Origin of the sequence: Pseudomonas sp. 2hn, assembly GCF_019646095.1 — a bacterium.
Taxonomy (GTDB): domain Bacteria; phylum Pseudomonadota; class Gammaproteobacteria; order Pseudomonadales; family Pseudomonadaceae; genus Aquipseudomonas; species Aquipseudomonas peradeniyensis.
In genome coordinates this window covers 204,239-221,640 of sequence record NZ_CP081016.1, presented here as the reverse complement: position 1 = coordinate 221,640, position 17,402 = coordinate 204,239, and the positions used below count along the sequence as shown (strand labels likewise).

Annotated in this window: 18 protein-coding genes and 1 other RNA gene; 13 read left to right on the top strand and 6 right to left on the bottom strand. The window is 67.4% G+C overall.

What is annotated here, in order from left to right:
- Positions 1–8 precede the first annotated feature (8 nt).
- From K2O50_RS01075 to K2O50_RS01060, 4 genes are read right to left on the bottom strand one after another with little or no spacing between them, the layout of a single operon-like run.
- Positions 9–491, bottom strand: coding sequence for a DUF4442 domain-containing protein (locus K2O50_RS01075; protein ID WP_050703327.1), 483 nt, complete (start codon positions 489–491; stop codon positions 9–11).
- Complete coding sequence (gene ubiH, locus K2O50_RS01070; protein WP_050703326.1) at positions 488–1,687, bottom strand: 2-octaprenyl-6-methoxyphenyl hydroxylase; 1,200 nt, start codon at positions 1,685–1,687, stop codon at positions 488–490. Before ubiH ends, K2O50_RS01075 begins: the two co-directional genes overlap by 4 nt.
- Positions 1,684–3,018, bottom strand: a complete 1,335-nt coding sequence (gene pepP, locus K2O50_RS01065) for a Xaa-Pro aminopeptidase (RefSeq protein ID WP_050703325.1) — start codon at positions 3,016–3,018, stop codon at positions 1,684–1,686. The genes ubiH and pepP overlap by 4 nt, the downstream gene beginning before the upstream one ends.
- 21 nt (positions 3,019–3,039) lie before the next feature.
- The gene (locus tag K2O50_RS01060) at positions 3,040–3,594 is read right to left on the bottom strand and encodes a YecA family protein (RefSeq protein WP_050703324.1); all 555 of its coding nucleotides are present in this window, start codon (positions 3,592–3,594) and stop codon (positions 3,040–3,042) included.
- Positions 3,595–3,740: 146 nt separating this feature from the next.
- Between K2O50_RS01060 and K2O50_RS01055 the strand changes: the two genes are divergently transcribed.
- From K2O50_RS01055 to K2O50_RS01040, 4 genes are all read left to right on the top strand, one after another.
- On the top strand, positions 3,741–3,950 hold the full coding sequence (locus tag K2O50_RS01055) for a TIGR02449 family protein (RefSeq protein WP_023631616.1): 210 nt from the start codon (positions 3,741–3,743) through the stop codon (positions 3,948–3,950).
- Positions 3,947–4,264 (top strand): cell division protein ZapA, encoded by a 318-nt coding sequence (locus K2O50_RS01050; protein WP_028688562.1) that lies wholly within the window; start codon positions 3,947–3,949, stop codon positions 4,262–4,264. The genes K2O50_RS01055 and K2O50_RS01050 overlap by 4 nt, the downstream gene beginning before the upstream one ends.
- A gap of 17 nt (positions 4,265–4,281) precedes the next feature.
- A non-coding RNA gene (gene ssrS, locus K2O50_RS01045) (6S RNA) lies at positions 4,282–4,461 on the top strand.
- Positions 4,462–4,522: 61 nt separating this feature from the next.
- Positions 4,523–5,131, top strand: a complete 609-nt coding sequence (locus K2O50_RS01040; protein WP_050703323.1) for a 5-formyltetrahydrofolate cyclo-ligase — start codon at positions 4,523–4,525, stop codon at positions 5,129–5,131.
- A gap of 16 nt (positions 5,132–5,147) precedes the next feature.
- On the opposite strand, the gene K2O50_RS01035 is transcribed toward K2O50_RS01040, so the two are convergent.
- Positions 5,148–5,303: a hypothetical protein gene (locus K2O50_RS01035; RefSeq protein ID WP_011536298.1), complete on the bottom strand. Its 156-nt coding sequence runs from the start codon at positions 5,301–5,303 to the stop codon at positions 5,148–5,150.
- Positions 5,304–5,479: 176 nt separating this feature from the next.
- Between K2O50_RS01035 and K2O50_RS01030 the strand changes: the two genes are divergently transcribed.
- The 4 genes from K2O50_RS01030 (at position 5,480) to K2O50_RS01015 (ending at position 10,813) form a co-directional block, all read left to right on the top strand.
- Positions 5,480–5,929: an EVE domain-containing protein gene (locus K2O50_RS01030; protein WP_050703322.1), complete on the top strand. Its 450-nt coding sequence runs from the start codon at positions 5,480–5,482 to the stop codon at positions 5,927–5,929.
- 93 nt (positions 5,930–6,022) lie between these two features.
- The gene (locus K2O50_RS01025) at positions 6,023–6,982 is read left to right on the top strand and encodes an HlyD family secretion protein (protein ID WP_050703321.1); all 960 of its coding nucleotides are present in this window, start codon (positions 6,023–6,025) and stop codon (positions 6,980–6,982) included.
- Positions 6,979–9,702, top strand: coding sequence for a ribosome-associated ATPase/putative transporter RbbA (gene rbbA / locus K2O50_RS01020; protein ID WP_050703320.1), 2,724 nt, complete (start codon positions 6,979–6,981; stop codon positions 9,700–9,702). Before K2O50_RS01025 ends, rbbA begins: the two co-directional genes overlap by 4 nt.
- A 1-nt stretch (position 9,703) precedes the next feature.
- Positions 9,704–10,813, top strand: coding sequence for an ABC transporter permease (locus tag K2O50_RS01015; RefSeq protein ID WP_050703319.1), 1,110 nt, complete (start codon positions 9,704–9,706; stop codon positions 10,811–10,813).
- On the opposite strand, the gene K2O50_RS01010 is transcribed toward K2O50_RS01015, so the two are convergent.
- Positions 10,814–11,215 (bottom strand): flagellar basal body-associated protein FliL, encoded by a 402-nt coding sequence (locus K2O50_RS01010; protein WP_050703318.1) that lies wholly within the window; start codon positions 11,213–11,215, stop codon positions 10,814–10,816.
- A 157-nt stretch (positions 11,216–11,372) separates the two neighbouring features.
- Here K2O50_RS01010 and K2O50_RS01005 point away from each other — a divergent pair, with 157 nt between their 5' ends.
- From K2O50_RS01005 to K2O50_RS00985, 5 genes are all read left to right on the top strand, one after another.
- Positions 11,373–12,353, top strand: a complete 981-nt coding sequence (locus tag K2O50_RS01005; protein WP_050703317.1) for an NADPH:quinone oxidoreductase family protein — start codon at positions 11,373–11,375, stop codon at positions 12,351–12,353.
- A 295-nt stretch (positions 12,354–12,648) separates the two neighbouring features.
- On the top strand, positions 12,649–13,890 hold the full coding sequence (locus K2O50_RS01000) for an SfnB family sulfur acquisition oxidoreductase (protein ID WP_050703316.1): 1,242 nt from the start codon (positions 12,649–12,651) through the stop codon (positions 13,888–13,890).
- 146 nt (positions 13,891–14,036) lie between these two features.
- A complete protein-coding gene (locus K2O50_RS00995) occupies positions 14,037–15,218 on the top strand; it encodes an SfnB family sulfur acquisition oxidoreductase (RefSeq protein ID WP_050703315.1) in 1,182 nt (393 codons plus the stop codon).
- Positions 15,218–16,609, top strand: a complete 1,392-nt coding sequence (locus K2O50_RS00990) for an LLM class flavin-dependent oxidoreductase (RefSeq protein WP_050703314.1) — start codon at positions 15,218–15,220, stop codon at positions 16,607–16,609. Before K2O50_RS00995 ends, K2O50_RS00990 begins: the two co-directional genes overlap by 1 nt.
- On the top strand, positions 16,602–17,402 hold the full coding sequence (locus K2O50_RS00985) for a MetQ/NlpA family ABC transporter substrate-binding protein (RefSeq protein WP_050703313.1): 801 nt from the start codon (positions 16,602–16,604) through the stop codon (positions 17,400–17,402). The genes K2O50_RS00990 and K2O50_RS00985 overlap by 8 nt, the downstream gene beginning before the upstream one ends.

Sequence of the window (17,402 nt, the reverse complement as noted above, 5' to 3'; positions counted from 1 at the left end):
TCCATGCCTTACGCCTGCCTCGCTTGCGGCTTGAGCCGCACGTATAGGGTTTTGTCGACCCGCGCCACCAGCTCGCCGGCACCGTCGCGGATCTCCACCTGCAACCGGGGCAGGTATTTCTTGCCGCTGGCGGTCTGCTGGCGGATCTCGTCCAGCAGCGCGTCGTCGACGTGGAATTCGGCATACACCGGGCCCTTGCCCGGCGAGATGAAATCGATGCTGGCGGCCTTGTCCCAGACGATGTATTCACGGCCCAGCTGCTCGATCAGCAGCAGCATGTAGAACGGGTCGACCATCGCGTACAGGCTGCCGCCGAACTGGGTGCCGACGTAGTTGCGATTCCACCGCGTCAGCTTCATGCGCACCTTGACGCTGCGCATGTCCGGGCTGATTTCCTGGATGTGGATACCGGCGCCCAGGTAGGGTGGGTAGAAGTTCAGCAGCCAGCGCAGCATCCGCGCCCGCCGTGCGAGCCTGCGCGCATCGCTCATGGGCGGCCTCGCGGATCGGGGCGGGTGCCCAGGCCCATGGCCTGGCGGGCGAACCAGCTTTTCGCCGGCGGCAGCAGGTCCAGGCCGAGCAGGCCAAGGTTGCGCCCGGCAGCCAGCAGCGGCTGGCTGCTGCCAAACAGGCGGGTGACCTGGTCGGAGAAGCCGATGGTCAGGGCCTGGTCGAGGCGCTGGCGCTGGTGATAGGCCTGCAGCGTGGCCAGGTCACCCGGCAGCGCCGGGCCGGCCAGCAGGGCGTCCGCCAGCGACTGCACGTCGCGCAGCGACAGGTTGAAGCCCTGACCGGCGATCGGGTGCAGGCTGTGGGCGGCGTTGCCCAGCACCACCAGGTGCGGGCGTACCTGCTCCTCGGCCTCGACCAGCGACAGCGGATAGAGATGGCGGGCACCGACCTGGCGCAGGGCGCCGAGGCGGTAGCCGAAGGCCTCCTGCAGCTCGCGCAGGAAGCTGCGCTCGTCGAGCTCGGCCAGGCGCCTGGCGTCCATCCCCTGTCGGGTCCAGACCAGCGCGCAGCGGTTGTCCGCCAGCGGCAGCAAGGCCATCGGGCCTTGCTCGGTGAAGCGCTCGAAAGCCTGGCCGGCGTGGGCTTCGCCCGGGGTGATATTGGCGATCAGCGCGCTCTGGTCATAGGGCGTGTTGCGCACATGGATGCCCAGTTGCTCGCGCAGGCCCGAACGACCGCCGTCAGCCAGCACCGCCAGGTCGCATTCCAGCGAAGTGTCGTCGTCCAATTCCAGGCGGTAGCCGCCGGCGATGGCCTGCATCGCCTGCACCTGCGCCGGGCAGCGCCAGCTGATCACTTCGTTGTCGATGGCCTGCCACAGGCACTGGCCGAGCCAGGCGTTCTCCACCACGTAGCCGAGTGCCGGCACGCCTTCTTCCAGGGCGTCCAGGCGGGTGCCGCCGAAGCGGCCGCGGTCGGACACCTGGATCTGCCGGATCGGCTCGGCGCGGCGGCTGATGGTCTGCCACAACCCCAGGCGCTCGTATATCTGCCGGGTGCCGTAGGACAGCGCCGAGGAACGTGCGTCATAGCTGGGCTGGAAGCTATCGCCGGGCGCGAACGGCTCGATCAGCAGGATCTTCCAGCCACGGGCCTTGGCCGCGGCCTGCAGCGTCAGGGCCAGGCTCGCGCCCACCAGGCCGCCACCGATGATCGCCAGGTTGACCCGGTTCATGCGACGTCCTTGCGGGCGTCATGCATCAGCGCCTCGATCTCGGCGACCGTGCGCGGCACGCCTGAAGTCAGGATTTCACAGCCTTGTCTGGTCACCACCACGTCGTCCTCGATCCTTACCCCGATGCCGCGCCACTTCTTCGCCACCGCCTGGTTGTCGACGGCGATGTAGATGCCGGGTTCGACGGTCAGCGCCATGCCCGGTTCGAGCACGCGCCACTGGCCACCGACCTTGTATTCGCCCACGTCGTGCACATCCATGCCCAGCCAGTGTCCGGCGCGGTGCATGTAGAAGGCGCGGTAGGCCTCGCTGTCGATCAATGCCTGCACCTCGCCCTTGAGCAGCCCCAGCGCCACCAGCCCTTCGGTTATCACCCGCACGGTCGCCTCGTGGGCGTGATTCCAGTGCTTGCCCGGGGCGATCTCGGCGAACGCCGCGGCCTGGGCCGCGAGCACCAGCTCGTAGATGGCTTTCTGTTCCGGCGAGAACCGCCCGTTGACCGGGAAGGTGCGGGTGATGTCGCTGGCGTAGCAGTCGATCTCGCAACCGGCGTCGATCAGGACCAGGTCGCCGTCCTTGAGCGGCGCATCGTTCTGCTGGTAGTGCAGGATGCAGCCATTGCGCCCGGCGGCGACGATCGAGCCGTAGGCCGGCATCTTCGCTCCGCCCTTGCGGAACTCGTAGTCCAGCTCGGCTTCCAGGCTGTACTCGTGCAGCCCGGCACGGCAGGCCTGCATGGCGCGCACGTGGGCCCGGGCGGAAATCGCCGCGGCCTCGCGCATGACCTTCACTTCCGCCGCCGATTTATACAGGCGCATGTCGTGCAGCAGATGATCCAGGGCAACGAACTCGTTCGGCGGCTGGGCGCCGAGGCGGGCCTTGGAACGGATCACGTTAATCCACTCCATCAGCCGGCGGTCGAACTCGGGGTTGCTGCCCATGTTGCTGTAGACCCGCTCGCGCCCTTCGATCAGGCCCGGCAGGATCTCGTCGATATCGCTGATGGGGAAGGCATCGTCGGCGCCGAAATCGCGCACTGCGCCTTCCTGGCCGGCGCGCAGGCCGTCCCACTGCTCGCGCTCGGGGTTGCGCTCACGGCAGAACAATACGTACTCGCCATGCTCGCGCCCCGGAATCAGGGCGATCACCGCCTCCGGCTCGGGGAAGCCGCTCAGGTACTGGAAATCGCTGTCCTGGCGGTAGACATGCTCGACGTCGCGGTTGCGAATGGCAACTGCGGCCGCCGGCAGGATGGCGATGCTGTTGGGGACCATCTGCGCCATCAGCGCCTTGCGCCGACGGGCGTACTCCGCCTTGGGTATGTGGCTCATGGGCAAACGACCCCGTTCAGATCAGTGCAGCGATGGCTTTGGCGCGGGCGCTTGCGGCTTGGCCAGCTCCGTGTACAGCAGCAACGGGGCGACGCGCAGGTACTCCATGACTTCCATGTAGTCGCTCTCGCCGTCCTCGGACTCTTCCAGCGCCTCCTGGACCTGCGAGATGGCCACCAGGTCCTGGAGCACTTCCTTGGCATCGGTGGACAGGTCCTTGCCACCGGCGTTCAGGCCGAAACCGGTGATGAAGCCCTGGCACCACTGGCCCAGCGCGGTGGCGCGGTCGCTGAGTGCGGCATCATCGGAAGGCAGCAGCAGGACGATGGCGACGTCCTCGCCGGTCAGCTCGGCCTTGACCATCTCTTGCAGGCCGACCAGGGCGTTGCGCACCGAGTCGCCGGGCTCGGTCTCGAGCAACTGGGCGGCGTCGGCCAGCCAGGCATCGGCATCGAAGCCGGCGCCGGCGCAGCTGCGGCCGATCAGCAGGCCATGCAGCTCGGCGGGGGTGACGGGGTGGCCATTGCTCGAAAGCAACATGGCGAAGGCGATGTAGGGCGATTGGGTATTGGGCATGGGCAGCTAGGCGCCAGACGGCGCAATGACTAGAATGGAGACCTTGTATCCTAGCACCGGCAGGCGCGCCAAGACCATCGGCACTGGCCGTCGCGCCCTTGGGGCAGGCATGATCGCCAGGCGAGTGAAGGAATCGAGTGCAACCCATGCAAGAGAACGACCTGCAAGCGCTGATGAGCCGGTTCGAGTTGCTGATCGAACGGGTCGAGCAACTAAAGCGACAAAACGCACTCTTAGTAGCTCAGGAACGATCCTGGCGCGAGGAGCGCGCCCACCTGATCGAAAAGAACGAGATCGCCAAACGCAAGATCGAATCGATGATCCTGCGCCTCAAGGCCCTGGAGCAAGACTCATGAGTTCAAGCAATAGCGTCACCGTCCAGATCCTCGACAAGGAATACTCGATCATCTGCCCGCCCGAGGAGCGCAACAACCTGGTCGGCGCCGCCCGTTACCTGGACGGCAAGATGCGCGAGATCCGCAGCAGCGGCAAGGTGATCGGCGCCGACCGCATCGCCGTGATGGCCGCGCTGAACATCACCCACGAGCTGCTGCACCGCCAGGAACGCCCCGAAGTGACCAGCGGCGGCACCACCCGCGAGCAGGTGCGCGACCTGCTGGAGCGGGTCGACCAGGCCCTGTCCGACGATCCGGTTAGCAAAAACGACTGAGATTGGTATACTGGCGCCACTCCCTGGGGGATGCGCCAGTCGGTTATGTCCCTGAGCCGATACGCACAACCACGGGGGTTGCACGCTGGGGCAGGTGTGCATGTCCGCCCGACGGAAAGCCTTAACGCCCCCTGCAATCTCCACCTTGAACTTTCGGGTTCAAGGGCTACACCGATAGCGGTCTTGTCGGGGAGCCTGCATTCAGAACTGCCCGCCTCCAACGGCGGGCTTTTCGTTTCTTCTGGGATCGCCCGTGCCATGACCGACACCGCGCCGCTTACCCGCCCCCAGCTTCGCCGCCTCCTGCGCAACGCCCGCCGCGCCCTCACGCCCGCCCAGCAGCGCCAGGCCGCCGAAGGCCTGTATCGCCAACTGGCGCAGGATCCGCTGTTCCGCCGAGCCCGGCATATCGCCCTGTACCTGCCCAACGACGGCGAGATCGACCCGCGCCTGCTGCTGCGCGAAGCACACAAGCGCGGCAAGCGCGTCTACCTGCCGGTGCTGCACGCCTGGCCACGCACGCGCATGGTGTTCCAGCGCTTCGAGGCCGGCGAGGCACTGCGCCCCAACCGCTTTCGTATCCTGGAGCCGGTGATCGAACGCAAGCGGCAACGGCCGATCTGGGCGCTGGACCTGATCCTGCTACCGCTGGTCGGTTTCGACGAGATGGGGGGGCGCCTGGGCATGGGCGGTGGTTTCTATGACCGCAGCCTGGCCTATCAGGGCCGGCGCAAGGCGTGGAAAAAACCGCTGCTGCTGGGGCTGGCGCATGAATGCCAGAAAGTGGAGCGGCTCAACCAGGCGAGCTGGGATGTACCGTTGCAAGGCACGGTCTCGGACCGTGGTTGGTACCTGGCACCCAAGTGAGGTGCGCGAAGGGGGATCAGCGGTGCTGTTGCTGCGCCGGATCGACGGGCGCCTGCTGGTAGGCGGCATCCAGCTTGCGTTCCCACAAGCCTTGCGCGTAACCGGTGGTGACCACGCCCAGCCCGAAGATGAAGGCCAGGATCCAGAGCAGGTCCGGTTTACGTTGTTTCATTGATCGTCCCCCAAGAACAACTGTCCAGGCTCGGCGGCTTTCTTGATGGCGGCCGGAGCGTATAGCTTAAAATCGGCGCATTTTCCGACAACATGAGTCGCCAGGCAAACGTTGACGCCAACCGACTGTCGGTTTCATGCAACGAGTTATTTCAAACTCTTTCAGGAGCAGCATCCATGGCCTACTGGCTGATGAAATCCGAGCCCGACGAGCTCTCCATCGAAGCCTTGGCACGCCTGGGCAGCGCCCGCTGGGACGGGGTGCGCAACTACCAGGCGCGCAATTTCCTGCGGGCCATGAGCGTAGGCGACGAATTCTTCTTCTACCACTCCAGCTGCCCGCAACCGGGGATCGCCGGCATCGCCCGGATCAGCGCCGCCGCCTACCCGGACCCGACCGCCCTGGATCCGCACAGCCACTACCACGACGCCAAGGCCAGCGCCGAGAAGAACCCATGGAGCGCGGTGGACGTCGAACATGTGCAGACCTTCCGCCAGGTGCTCGGCCTGGGCCTGCTCAAGCAGCAGGCGGCGCTCGAGGAACTGCCCCTGGTGCACAAAGGCAGCCGCCTGTCGGTGATGCCGGTGACCGCCGGGCAATGGGCCGCGATTCTCGCGCTGAGCTGATTGTGCGGCTATTGTCAGGGGTTTGACCAATATCAACGCGCAAGGAAGCGCGTCGCGCCAGGATAAGGCGTGCCAGCCGCAGGATGCAGACCGATGAATCGAAAAGCCCCCAGAATCTTCGCCTCCGCCTTGGTATTGTTGTTGCTGGCGGCAGGCGGGCTGGGCTACTGGAAGTCCCTTCACGACCGCCTGCCCGAAGGCCTGAGCATGGGCAACGGGCGCCTCGAGTCCACCGAGGTGCAAATCGCCAGCAAGATCCCCGGGCGCCTGGCCGAGGTGCTGGTCGACGAAGGCGACAAGGTCACCCGCGGCCAGTTGCTGGCGCGCATCGACACCCGCACGATGGAAGCCCAGCGCAGCCAGGCCGAGGCCGAAGTGCTGCGCGCCCGCGAGAACTACGCCGCCGCCCAGGCCAGCGTACAGCTGCGCCAGAGCGAACTGTTGCTGGCCAGCCAGGAGCTCAAGCGGGTACGCGAGATCTACCAGCGCAAGTTTGCCAGCCAGCAGCTGCTCGACCAGCAGCAGGCCCGCTACGACACCGCCACCGCAGCCGTGGTCGCGGCCCGGGCCCAGCTGGCGGCGATCAAGGCCGCCATCGGCGCCGCCGAGGCCCAGGTCGCCCAGCTCACCAGCGAGATCGACGACAGCAGTCTGCGCGCGCCCATCGACGGCATCATCCAGCTGCGCCTGGCCGAACCCGGCGAAGTGCTCGGCGCCGGTGGCCGGGTGCTGATGCTGATCGACCCCAGCGACCAGTACATGAACCTCTACCTGCCCGCCGCCACCACCGGCCGGTTGACCGTGGGCGACCAGGCGCGGATCGTGCTCGACGCCCTACCCGACAAGGCCCTGCCAGCCAAGGTGGCATTCGTCGCGGCCAAGGCGCAGTTCACCCCGAAGCAGGTCGAGACCCGTGATGAGCGGCAAAAATTGGTGTTCCGGGTCAAGCTGCGCCTGACCGAACCGAGCGCCGTGCCCCAGGCCAAGCCGGGCATGCCCGGCGCCGGGTACGTGCGCACCGCCGACGTGGGCTGGCCGGCCAACCTGCAATGAACGCGGCGATCGCCCTGCGGGCCGAGGGTGTCAGCCACCGCTATGGCGACCTGCAGGCCCTGCACAGCCTCGCGTTCAGCCTGCCGGCCGGGACCCGCTGCGGCCTGATTGGCCCGGATGGCGCCGGCAAGTCGACCCTGCTCGGGCTGATCGCCGGGGTCAAGCGCCTGCAACAAGGCGAGTTGCAGGTGCTCGGCGGCTCGATCCGCCAGCGCCGCCACCGCACCGCGCTGTATCCCAAGGTCGCCTTCATGCCCCAGGGCCTGGGCAACAACCTGTACCCGGAGCTGTCGATCCGCGAGAACATCCGTTTCTTCGCCACCCTGTTTGGCCTGGGCCGTGCCGAATGCGAACAACGCATGGCCAGCCTGCTGCGCGCCACCGACCTGGAGCGCTTCGCCGAGCGCCCGGCCGGCAAGCTGTCCGGCGGCATGAAGCAAAAGCTCGGGTTGTGCTGCGCGCTGATCCACGAGCCGGACCTGCTGATCCTCGACGAGCCGACCACCGGCGTCGACCCACTGTCGCGGCGGCGCTTCTGGGAGCTGGTCGAGCAGGTGCGCGCCCAGCGCCCGCAGCTGACCCTGCTGGTGGCCACCGCCTACATGGAGGAAGCCGAGCAGTTCGAGCACTGCCTGATGCTCGACGCTGGCCGCCTGCTGGCCGCCGGCCTCAGCCGCGAATTGGCGGCGGCCACGCCCAGCGGCAAGCTGGACGACGCCTTCACCCACTTCCAGGGCGCCGGCCGACCACAGCCCGAGCCCCTGCGCATTCCGCCACGCCAGGCCGACGACGGGCCGATTGCGATCGAGGCCCACGACCTGACCCTGCGCTTCGGTGACTTCACCGCGGTGAACAAGGTCAGCTTCGCCATCGGCCGCGGCGAGATCTTCGGTTTCCTCGGCTCCAACGGCTGCGGCAAGACCACCACCATGAAGGTGCTCACCGGCCTGATGCCGGCCAGCGAGGGCAGCGCCAGCCTGCTTGGCCGACCGGTGGATGCCCGCGACCTGGCCACGCGCAAGCGGGTCGGCTTCATGTCCCAGAGCTATTCGCTGTATGGCGAGCTGAGCGCCCGGCAAAACCTCGAACTGCACGCCCGCCTGTTCGACCTGGCCAAGGCCGACAGCGCGCCGCGCATCGCCGAGCTCATCGAGCGCTTCGACTTAGGCGCCATTGCCGACCAGCCGTCCGGCGCCCTGCCCCTGGGCCTGCGCCAGCGCCTGTCGCTGGCCGTGGCGGTGCTGCACCGCCCGGAAGTGCTGATCCTCGACGAGCCGACCTCGGGTGTCGACCCGGCGGCCCGCGACGATTTCTGGCGCCTGCTGGTGGAGTTGTCCCGCGAGCAGGGCGTGACCATCTTCCTGTCCACCCACTTCATGAACGAGGCCCTGCGCTGCGACCGCATCTCGCTGATGCACGCCGGCCGAGTGCTGGCCTGCGACACCCCGCTGGCCCTGCAGCGAAAGTTCGGCGGCGAAACCCTGGAAGACGCCTTCGTGCGCTGCCTCGAACAGGCCCAGGACGCGCCCGTCCAGGCGCAGGCCGACACGGGGCTGGAACAGGCCGCCGCCCCGGCGCCCGCCTTGCGCCAGGCCTTCAGCCTGCGCCGCCTGCTGGCGGTGGCCAGCCGCGAAGGCAAGGAACTGCTGCGCGACAAGGTACGCCTGGCCTTCGCCCTGCTTGGCGCGCTGTTCATGATGGTGATCTTCGGCTACGGCATCTCGCTGGATGTGGAGGATCTCGCCTTCGCCGTGTACGACCAGGACCAGAGCCCGCAGAGCCGCGCCTACCTCGAGGCCTTCCGTGGCTCGCGCTATTTCGCCGAACAGGCGCCGATCCGCGATGCCCGCCAGTTGCACCAGCGTCTGCAACGCTCGGAGATCAAGCTGGCCCTGGAAATCCCGCCGGGCTTCGGTCGCGACCTGCATGCCGGGCGCCAGCCGGTGGTGGCCGCCTGGCTCGATGGCGGCATGCCGTTCCGCGCCGAGACCAGCCGCAACTATGTCGAAGCCGTGCACCAGGCCAACCTGGAGCAACTGGCCGCCCTCGGCCCGCACCCGGTGGCGCGCCAGCAGCCGGTACGCCTGGAGACACGCTTTCGCTACAACCAGGACGTGGTCAGCGTGAACGCCATCGGCCCCGGCGTCATGGCGCTGATCCTGGCCTTCATCCCGGCCATGCTCACCGCGCTGGGCATCGTGCGGGAAAAGGAACTGGGCTCGATCACCAACTTCTACGCCACCCCGCTGACCCGCCTGGAGTTCCTGCTCGGCAAGCAGGCGCCCTACCTCGCGGTAAGCCTGGTCAACTTGGCGCTGCTGGTGGCGATGAACCGCTGGCTGTTCGGCGTGCCGCTCAAGGGCAGCCTGCTGGCCCTGGCCTGCGGCGGCCTGGCCTATCTGCTGGCGACCACCAGCCTGGGCCTGCTGATCTCGGCGTTCACCCGCACGCAGATCGCGGCGATCCTCGGCACCATGATCATCACCAGCCTGCCGACCATCCAGTTCTCCGGCCTGATCGTGCCGCGCTCGTCGCTGGACGGCGCGGCGGCGCTGATGGGCCAGCTGTTCCCGGCCGGCTATTTCCTCGACATCGCCGTCGGCACCTTCACCAAGGCCCTGGGCCTGCGCGAGCTGTGGCCGCAGTGCCTGGCGCTGCTGGGCTTCTTCGCCGCCTTCACCGGGCTGAGCCTGGCCATGCTGAAAAAACAGGAGGCCTGAGATGAGCCGCCTCTCCCACACCCTGCGCCTGGGCCTGAAGGAACTCACCAGCCTGCGCCACGACAGCGTGTTGCTGCTGTTCCTGCTGTACGCCTTCAGCGTGGCGATCTACATGCCCGCCGCAGGCTCGGTGATCGGCGTGCACAATGCCAGTGTCGCGGTGGTCGACGAAGACCACGGCGCCGTCTCGCGCAAGCTCGCCGAATCGCTGCAGCCGCCCGAGTTCCAGCCCGCCGTGGCACTGCCGGCGAATCGCCTGGACCAGGCCATGGACAGCGGCCAGTACACCTTCGTGGTCAACGTGCCGGTGAACTTCCAGGCCGACCTGCTGGCCGGGCGCTCGCCGGAACTGCAGGTCAATGTCGATGCCACGGCCATGAGCCAGGCCTTCATGGGGGCCGGCTACATCGGCCGGATCTTCGAGCGCGAACTGCTGGAGTACGCAGGCCGCGGCACCAGTAGCCCGGCCCTGCTCAACCCGAAAGCGCTGTTCAACCCCAACCTGGAAGGCGGCTGGTTCCTGGCGGTGATCCAGATCGTCAACAACATCACCATCCTGGCCATCATCCTCACCGGCACCGCGTTGCTGCGCGAACGCGAGCACGGCACCCTAGACCACCTGCTGGTGCTGCCGCTGACAGCGCTCGAGATCATGCTGGCGAAGATCGCCAGCAACGCCCTGGTGGTGGTGGCCTGTACCTGGATTTCGCTGGAAGTGGTGGTCAAGGGCGCCCTGGGCGTACCGCTGGCGGGCTCCATGGGGCTGTTCCTGGGGGTGACCGCGCTGTACCTGTTCGCCAGCACGGCGCTTGGCATTTTCCTCGCCACCCTGGCGCGCTCGACACCGCAGTTCGGCCTGCTGGCGATCCCGGTGATCATCCCGATGCTGCTGCTCTCGGGGGGCAGCACGCCACTGGACAGCATGCCGCAGTGGCTGCAGTGGGTCATGCAGGGCTCGCCCTCGACCCACTTCGTCAGCCTCGGCGCGGCGATCCTGTTCCGCGACGCCGGGCTGAACGTGGTGTGGCCGGATGTGGCGGCCCTGGCCGCGATCGGCCTGGTGTTCTTCGGCGTGGCCCTGGCGCGCTTTCGCCGCAGCCTCGCCGCCTGATCACTGCACGATCAGGTTGTTGAACAGCAGGTCCTCGACGATCGGCTTGCCCTCTTCGGACTCCATCACCTGCTGCACCTGCTTCAGGGCTTCCTGGCGCAGTTTTTCCTTGGCCTCGACGTTGCTCATGTTGTCCACGCCCTGCTGGGTGAACAGCGCCACCAGCTGGTTGCGGATCAGCGGCTCGTGGTGCTTGACCGCGGTGGCGGCGGCATCGCCGGTCACGCGCAGGGCGACGTCGGCCTTGTACACGCGCAGCTTGGGGCCGCCGTCGAGGGCGTAGTTGCCGACGAAGGGCGGGCTGAGGCTGATGTAGGCGACCTTGGGCTCGCCTTCCTTTTCCTCGGCCATCGCCGCCACTGGCAGCATCAGGGCCAGCACCATCAAGATCCACGCTTTCACGAATTCGCTCCTCAATACAGTTGGCGCCAGCTTACCCAGCGCGCCGGCCAAACCCAAGCCCGGGCTTATGCCGGCTCATCAGGGCCGGCCATGCTCGTTGACCCTCGGGACAGCCCTCCTACACTTATCGGCCACCACACGCAAAGGAATAGCCCTGATGAAAGCCTTGTTGTGCAAAGCCCTGGGCCCGGCGCGGGACCTGGTCCTGGAAGAGGTCGCCAGCCCCACGCCTAAGAAGAACGAGATCCTCCTCGATGTGCACGCCGCCGGGGTCAATTTCCCCGACACCCTGATCATCGAGGGCAAGTACCAGTTCCAGCCGCCGCTGCCGTTCGCCCCGGGTGGCGAGGCGGCCGGCGTGGTGGCCGCGGTCGGCGAGAAGGCCGGCGCGTTCAAGGTCGGCGACCGGGTCATGGCCCTGACCGGCTGGGGCGCCTTCGCCGAGCAGGTGGCGGTGCCGTTCTACAACGTGCTGCCGATCCCGGCGGGCATGGACTTCACCACCGCCGCCGCGTTCGGCATGACCTACGGCACCTCGATGCACGCGCTGACCCAGCGCGCTCAGCTCAAGGCCGGCGAAACCCTGCTGGTGCTCGGTGCCTCGGGCGGCGTGGGGCTGGCGGCGGTGGAGATCGGCAAGGCCCTGGGCGCCCGGGTGATCGCCGCGGCCAGCAGCGCCGAGAAACTGGCGATCGCCCAGGCGGCCGGGGCCGACGAACTGATCGACTACAGCCAGGCCAGCCTCAAGGACGAGATCAAGCGCCTGACCGGCGGCCAGGGCGTGGACGTGATCTACGACCCGGTCGGCGGCGCGCTGTTCGACCAGGCCGTGCGCGGACTGGCATGGAATGGCCGGTTGCTGGTGGTGGGCTTTGCCAGCGGCACGATTCCGCAACTGCCGGTGAACCTGACCCTGCTCAAGGGCGCGGCGGTGCTCGGGGTGTTCTGGGGCGCCTTCGCCCAGCGCCAGCCGGAAGACAACGCGGCCAACTTCCGCCAGCTGTTCGCCTGGCATGCCGAAGGCAAGTTGAAGCCCCTGGTGTCGCAGACCTTTGCACTGGCCGAGGGTGGCGAGGCGATCGAACGCCTGGCGCAGCGCCAGGCGGTGGGCAAGCTGGTGGTGACTATCCCGCGCTGACCGCTCTGGCCTCATCGCCGGCAAGCCGGCTCCCACAGTGTTGCGGCGTTTTCATGGGAACCGGCTTGCCGGCGACAGAGCCGACCCTGCAGTTCTTCTATTCATATTCCTAAACGGTAGTTCATAAACTTTTTCTAAACGAATAGGGTATATCGACCGGACCACCGGACCAGCAAACGTCTGTCGCCATCAGCTGAGGCGACGCTTTCAACTTTGTGAGGTTAGGAATGGTCAGGATCACAATCACCCCAGTGCATAACGCCAGGGCATTGAGTGCAGCCAAGGAGCGGTACTGATGTCCAGCCAACCAACTACCCGATTCCACAGCGATCTCGACAGCTCGCCGCTGCTGCTGCCGGCCACGGTGTTGCGCAACGACGAAGAGGCCCTGCAGGCCGCCCGCGAACTGGCCGAGGTGGCCCGCCAGCAGGCCGCCAAACGTGACCAGCAGCGCAAGCTGCCATGGGCCGAGATCGAACAGTTCACCCGCAGCGGCCTGGGCAGCATCAGCGTGCCCAAGGCCTTCGGCGGTCCCGAGGTGTCCTTCGCCACCATCGCCGAAGTGTTCCGCCTGATCAGTGCCGCCGACCCGGCGCTGGGGCAGATTCCGCAGAACCAGTTCGGCATCCTGCAACTGGTCCGCCTGACCGCCACCCAAGCCCAGCAGGAACTGATCTTCCGCTCGGTGCTCGACGGCTGGCGCATCGGCAATGCCGGCCCCGAGCGCGGAACCAAGGACACCTTGACGCTCAAGGCGCGCCTTACCCGTGATGGCGACGGCTATCGCATCAGCGGCGAGAAGTTCTATTCCACCGGCGCCTTGTACGCCCACTGGGTGGCGGTCAAGGCGCTGGACGACGATGGCCGCCAGCGCCTGGCGTTCGTCCGTCGCGGCAGCCCGGGGCTGCGCATCGTCGACGACTGGTCCGGCTTCGGCCAGCGCACCACCGCCAGCGGCACCGTGTTGCTCGACCAGGTGCCGGTGGACGGCGACCTGGTGGTGGACAACTGGCGCCTGCGTGAGGAGCCCAGCATCCAGGGCGCCGCCTCGCAGCTGATCCAGGCGGCGATCGACGCCGGCATCGCCGAAGCGGCCATCGAGGACACGATCCAGTTCGTTCGGGAGAAGTCCCGGCCGTGGATCGAGGCCAAGGTCGAACGCAACAGCGACGATCCCTATGTGATCGCCGACATCGGTCGCCTGAAGCTCGAACTGCACTCCGCCGAAGCCCTGCTGCGCAAGGCCGCCAAGGTGCTCGATGAGGTGAACGCCGGTGTGATCGATGCCGCCGCCGCAGCCCGTGCCTCGATTGCCGTCGCCGAAGCCAAGGTGCTCACCACCGAGATCTCGCTGCAGGCCAGCGAGAAGCTGTTCGAGCTGGCCGGCAGCCGCGCCAGCCTGGCCGAGTTCAACCTCGACCGGCACTGGCGCAACGCCCGGGTCCACACCCTGCACGACCCGGTGCGCTGGAAGTACCACGCCGTCGGCGCCTACCACCTCAACGGCACCCTGCCTGCCCGCCATTCCTGGATCTGATATCGAGCCTTGGGGCTGCTGCGCAGCCCTTCGCGGGTAAACCCGCTCCCACAGGGATCGCACCGATTCCGATAACAGCGCTGTACCTGTGGGAGCGGGTTTACCCGCGAAGAGGCACACGGCGTCCCCAGGCTCCGGAGAGCAAAATGACTGCATCCATCATCACCACCGACGCCCAGGCCCTGGCCGTCGCCGACGAACTCGCCCAACACCTGCGCCAGGACAGCGCCCTGCGCGACCGCGAGCGCCGCCTGCCCCATGCCGAACTCGAACGCTTCGTGCAGTCCGGCCTTTGGGGCATCAGCGTGCCCAAGGCCTTCGGCGGCGCCGGAGTGTCCAACGTCACCCTGGCCAAGGTCATCGCCCGCATCGCCCAGGCCGACGCCTCGCTTGGGCAGATCCCGCAAAACCACTTCTACGCCCTGGAAGTGCTGCGGGTGAACGGCAGCCCAGAACAGCAAAAACGCCTCTACGCCGAGGTCCTCGCCGGCCGGCGCTTCGGCAACGCGCTGGCCGAGCTCGGCACCAAAAACGCCCACGAGCGCACCACCCGCCTGAGCCGCGACGGCGACCACTACCGCATCGACGGCCGCAAGTTCTACTGCACCGGCGCGATCTACGCCCAGCGTATCCCGACCCTGGTGATCGACGAGCAGGATGTGTCGCACCTGGCCTTCGTGCCCGCCGACAGCCAGGGCATCGAGGTGATCGACGACTGGAGCGGCTTCGGCCAGCGCACCACCGGCAGCGGCTCGGTGGTGTTCAACCACGTGGCGGTCCGCGCCGAGGACGTGGTGCCATTCCAGAGCGCCTTCGAACGCCCGACCACGGTCGGCCCGCTGGCGCAGATCCTCCATGCCGCCATCGACACCGGTATCGCCCGCGCCGCCTACGAGGATGCCCTGCACTTCGTGCGCACCCGCAGCCGGCCGTGGATCGACTCCGGCCTCGACAAGGCCAGCGACGACCCGCTGACCCTGAAGAGCTTCGGCCACCTGGCGATCCGCCTGCATGCCACCGAGGCATTGCTCGAGCGCGCCGGGGAAATCCTCGACATCGCCCAGGCCGACGGCAACGCCGAGACCCTGGCCGCCGCCTCCATCGCCGTGGCCGAGGCCCGGGCGATCAGCACCGAGATCTCCCTGGCCGCCGGCACCACGCTGTTCGAGCTGGCCGGCAGCCAGGCCACCCTGGCCGAGCACAACCTCGACCGCCACTGGCGCAACGCCCGGGTACACACCCTGCACGACCCGGTGCGCTGGAAGTACCACGCCATCGGCAACTACTACCTCAACGACGAGAAGCCGCCGCGCCGGGGGACCATCTGATGGCGAAGCAGATCCTGCTCAATGCCTTCAACATGAACTGCATCGGGCACATCAACCACGGCCTGTGGACCCACCCGCGGGACACCTCCACGCGCTACAAGACCCTCGAGTACTGGACCGACCTGGCCCGCCTGCTCGAGCGCGGGCTGTTCGACGGTCTGTTCATCGCCGACATCGTCGGCACCTACGACGTCTATGGCCAGTCGGTCGACGTGACGCTCAAGGAGTCGATCCAGCTGCCGGTCAACGACCCGCTGCTGCTGGTCTCGGCCATGGCGGCGGTGACCAGGCACCTGGGCTTCGGCCTCACCGCCAACCTGACCTACGAGGCGCCCTACCTGTTCGCCCGGCGCCTTTCCACCCTCGACCACCTGAGCAATGGCCGGGTCGGCTGGAACATCGTCACCGGCTACCTCGACAGCGCCGCCCGGGCCATGGGCCTGGAGCAGCAACCCGAGCACGATCGCCGCTACGACCAGGCCGACGAGTACCTGCAGGTGCTGTACAAGCTGCTCGAAGGCAGCTGGGCCGACGATGCCGTGGTCGCCGACCGCGAGCAGCGGGTCTATGCCCGCCCCGACAAGGTGCGCAAGGTCGAGCACCACGGCGAGTTCTACAAGGTCGAGGGCTACCACCTGTGCGAGCCTTCGCCGCAGCGCACCCCGGTGCTGTTCCAGGCCGGCAGCTCGCCGCGCGGGCTGGCCTTCGCCGGCAACCACGCCGAGTGCGTGTTCATCAGCGGCCAGGACAAGGCCGCCACCCGCGCCCAGGTCGACAAGGTGCGCGCCGCGGCCAAGGCGGCCGGACGCGACCCACAGGCGGTCAAGGTGTTCATGGGCATCACCGTGATCGTCGCGCCGACCGAGGCACAGGCACAGGCCAAGCACGCCGAGTACCTGCGCTACGCCAGCGCCGAGGCCGGGGTCGCGCACTTCGCCAGCTCCACCGGTATCGACTTCTCGCGCTACGAACTGGACGAGCCCATCGGATTCGCCAAGGGCAACGCCATCCAGTCCGCCACCCGCCAGTTGCAGGAAAGCGCCTGGACCCGCCGCCGCCTGCTCGAGCAGCACGCCCTGGGCGGTCGCTACGTGACCCTGGTCGGCGACGCCGAGCAGGTGGCCGAGCAACTGATCGCCTGGATCGACGAGACCGGCCTGGACGGTTTCAACCTGACCCGCACCGTCACCCCGGAAAGCTACGAGGACTTCATCGAGCTGGTGGTCCCCGCCCTGCAACGCCGCGGTCGCTACAAGACCGCCTACGCCGAGGGCACCCTGCGCGAGAAGCTGTTCGCCAGCAGCGAGCCGCGCCTGCCCGCCGGACACCCCGGCGCCCGCTACCGCAACACCCCCGACCCTGCCCCGACTGGAGCCCTGCACCATGCTTGAGAAACTGTTCCGGCCCGTCGCGGCCATTGCCCTGGGCCTCGGCCTGTCCGCCGCCGCCTTGGCCGCCGAACCGCTGAAGATCGGCACCACCGCCGCCTTCGCCATCCCCCTGGAGGCGGCGGTGGAGGAGGCCCATAAACAGGGCCTGGAAGTGAAGCTGATCGAGTTCAGCGACTGGATCGCGCCCAATGTCAGCCTCAACAGCGGCGATATCGACGTGAACTACTTCCAGCACATCCCGTTCCTGGAAAACGCCAAGGCCGCCGCCGGCTTCGACCTGGTCCCGTACGCGCCGGGGATCATCAACAACGTCGGCCTCTACTCGAAGAAGTACAAAAGCTTCGCCGAGCTGCCCGAGGGCGCCAGCGTGGCCATCGCCAACGACCCGATCAACAGTGGCCGTGGCCTGCAATTGCTGGCCAAGGCCGGGCTGATCACGCTCAAGCCGGGCGTGGGCTACAAGGCCACCGAGGACGACATCGTCGCCAACCCGAAGAAGATCCGGATTCTCCAGGTCGAAGCCGTGCAACTGGTGCGCGCCTATGACGACGCCGACCTGGTCCAGGGCTACCCGGCTTACATCCGCCTGGCCAACAGCTTCGACGCCACCTCGGCGCTGCTGTTCGACGGCCTGGAGAACAAGGAGTACGTGATCCAGTTCGTCATTCGCCCGCAGGAGAAGAACGACCCGCGCCTGGCCAAGTTCATCGATATCTACCAACATTCGCCGGTCGTGCGCGCCGCCCTGGACAAGGCCCATGGCAAGCTCTACCAGGCCGGCTGGGAAGGCTGA